This window comes from Parvibaculum sp., from assembly GCF_035511255.1.
In the GTDB taxonomy this organism is placed as follows: Bacteria; Pseudomonadota; Alphaproteobacteria; order Parvibaculales; family Parvibaculaceae; genus Parvibaculum.
The window spans coordinates 1-2,883 of sequence record NZ_DATKFR010000383.1; the positions used below are offsets into that span (position 1 = coordinate 1).

General features: G+C 65.1%; 3 protein-coding genes. All 3 read left to right on the forward strand.

Annotated elements, in window-relative coordinates; genetic code table 11:
* Window positions 1-1,222: type II secretion system ATPase GspE (gene gspE, locus VMR03_RS14710; RefSeq protein ID WP_325406518.1), on the forward strand; the 1,222-nt coding region annotated here is incomplete at its 5' end.
* Complete coding sequence (locus tag VMR03_RS14715; protein WP_325406521.1) at window positions 1,222-2,439, forward strand: type II secretion system F family protein; 1,218 nt, start codon at window positions 1,222-1,224, stop codon at window positions 2,437-2,439. The genes gspE and VMR03_RS14715, both read left to right, overlap by 1 nt.
* A 15-nt stretch (window positions 2,440-2,454) precedes the next feature.
* Window positions 2,455-2,883: type II secretion system major pseudopilin GspG (gene gspG / locus VMR03_RS14720; protein WP_325406523.1), on the forward strand; the 429-nt coding region annotated here is incomplete at its 3' end.

The window sequence follows — 2,883 nt, forward strand, 5'->3', positions numbered from 1 at the left end:
GGCGCATGCCTACGATCCCTCCGACGATGTCGAGCGGCTGAAGGACATTGCGAGCGAGGCGCCCGTCATCCGCCTCGTCAATCTGCTGATCACCCGCGCCGTCGAGGCGCGCGCCTCCGACATCCATATCGAGCCGATGGACGGCGAATTGCGCGTGCGCTACCGCGTCGACGGCGTGTTGCAGGAGGTCGAGTCGCCGCCGCAGCGTCTGTCGTCGGCCGTCATCTCGCGCATCAAGATCATGGCGAAACTCAATATTGCCGAGCGGCGCCTCGCGCAGGACGGGCGCATTCGTCTCGCCGTGCGTGGCAAGGACATCGATTTCCGCGTCTCGACGACGCCGACCATTCACGGCGAAAGCGTCGTGCTGCGCATTCTCGATCGCGGCAGTCTGAAGCTCGATTTTGCGGCGCTCGGTTTCGACGACGAGATTCTCGGCGCCTTCCGCGACGTGCTCGACCGGCCGCACGGCATCTTGCTGGTGACGGGGCCGACCGGCAGCGGCAAGACGACGACGCTCTACACCTCGCTTCTCGAACTCAACACGCCGGACAAGAAGATCCTCACCATCGAGGATCCGGTCGAATACCAGCTCAAGGGCATCAATCAGGTTCAGGTGAAGCCGCAGATCGGCCTCACCTTCGCGACGGCCCTGCGCTCCTTCCTGCGCCAGGACCCGGACATCATGATGATCGGCGAAATCCGCGATCTCGAAACCGCCGAGATCGCGGTGCAGGCGGCGCTGACGGGCCATCTCATTCTCTCGACGCTCCACACCAACGATGCGGCGAGCGCGGTCACGCGGCTTCTCGACATGGGCGTCGAGGATTATCTGCTGACCTCGACTATCAACGGCATCGCGGCGCAGCGTCTCGTGCGCAGGCTTTGCACGCATTGCCGGCAGCCTTACGAGGCCTTGCCCGAAATGATGGAGCGGCTGGGCCTCGGCGCGTTTGCGGCGGGACGGACCGTCACGCTTTACCGCGCGACCGGCTGCGCCCATTGCAGCCATACGGGCTATCTCGGCCGCAGCTCCGTTCTCGAAGTCCTGACGATGACCGACAGGCTGCGTCAGCTTGTTCTCGCGCATGCCGAAGCGGGCCTCATCCGCAAGGCGGCGATCGAGGACGGCATGCAGACCATGCATTTTCACGGGCTGAAGAAGGTGCTGGCGGGCGAGACGACGGTCGAGGAAGTCTTGCGCGTGACACGCGAGGTCTGATGGCGAGCTTCCGCTACAAGGCGCTGAGCGCGACCGGTGCGGTGGTCAACGGAACGCTCGAGGCGGTGTCCGAAAGGGCCGTGATCGAGTGGCTGCGCGAACAGGGGCATTTTCCGATTTCGGCGACGGAGGCAGAGGCTGCCGGCTGGCAGCGCTGGCTTCACGCCGACCTCCTGCCGAAGCGCGGACCTTCGACGCGCGATCTCGCCATCGCGACGCAGGAACTCGCGACGCTGATCCATGCCGGCCTGGAGCTCGATCGCGCCCTGCAGATTCTGATCGGGCTCGGCGAGACGCGCAACCTCGCCCAGCCGCTCGGCGGCGCGCTTGCCCGCCTCAAGGACGGCGCGAGCTTTGCGGACGCGCTCGCGACCGATCCGGCCTTTCCGAAATTCTATGTCAACATGGTCCGCGCCGGCGAGATGGGCGGCAATCTCGAAGCGACCCTGCGGCGTCTCGCCGAATATCTCGCCCGTGCCCAAGCCGTTCGCGAGGCGATTGCCTCGGCGCTCGTCTATCCGGCGATCTTGCTCGCCACGGCGGGGCTCTCGATCGCGGTCATTCTGCTCGTCGTGCTGCCGCAATTCGAGCCGCTCTTTCAGGATGCCGGAAAAAGCCTGCCGCTCGCGACCCGGATCGTGATGGGCCTCGGCGATGTTCTCGGCGCGACCTGGTGGATTTTGCTTCTCGCCGCGGCGGCCGGGGCGGTGTGGTTTCGTCGCGCCCTCGAACGGCCCGCTTTCCGCAAGCAATGGGATATTCTGTTGCTGCGTCTGCCGCTTTTCGGCGATCTCCTGATCAAGATGGAGACGGAGCGGTTCAGCCGGACGCTCGGGACCCTGCTCGGGAACGGCGTGACGCTTCCCGTCGCGCTCGGCATCACGGGAGACACCCTGTCGAACAGCGCGATCGCGGCGGCGGTCGGCGAGACGGCGGTCGGCCTTCGCGAGGGCGAGGGGCTTGCCGGCAGGCTGTCGCGGTCTTCCTTCTTTCCGCCGATGGCGCTCGATCTCATCCGCGTCGGCGAGGAGACGGGGCGGCTCGACGAGATGCTTCTGAGACTCGCCGATCTTCTGGAGAATGCGGTCAAGCACACGATCGAGCGGCTGCTCGCACTTCTTGTTCCGCTTCTGACCGTATTTCTGGGTATGATTGTCGCGGGGCTGATCGGATCGATGCTGATTGCCATTCTCAGCGTCAACGATCTGGCATTTTGAATGGGGCGGGGGCGCATGAGAGACGAGGGCGAGAAAGCCAGGCGGAGCGGCGAGGACGGCTTCACGCTGATCGAGCTTCTGGTCGTGCTGGCCATTCTCGCGCTACTGACGGCGATCGCGACGCCGCAGGTGCTCAAATATCTCGCCAGCGCCAAGGTCAGCGCGGCGCATACGCAGGTCGAAAGCCTCTCTTCCGCGCTCGATCTCTACAAGCTCGATGTCGGCCGTTATCCGAACACGCAGGAAGGCCTCTCGGCGCTCGTCGCGGCGCCGGCCGGCGTCGACAGCTGGAACGGTCCCTATGTCAAGAAGAAGACGAGCCTCGTCGATCCGTGGGGACATCCTTACGGCTATCGTTCACCGGGCGAGCACGGCGAATTCGATCTTTATAGCGACGGGCCTGATACCGGGGGGACTCAGAATGGCGGCGCGCCGGCGATCACG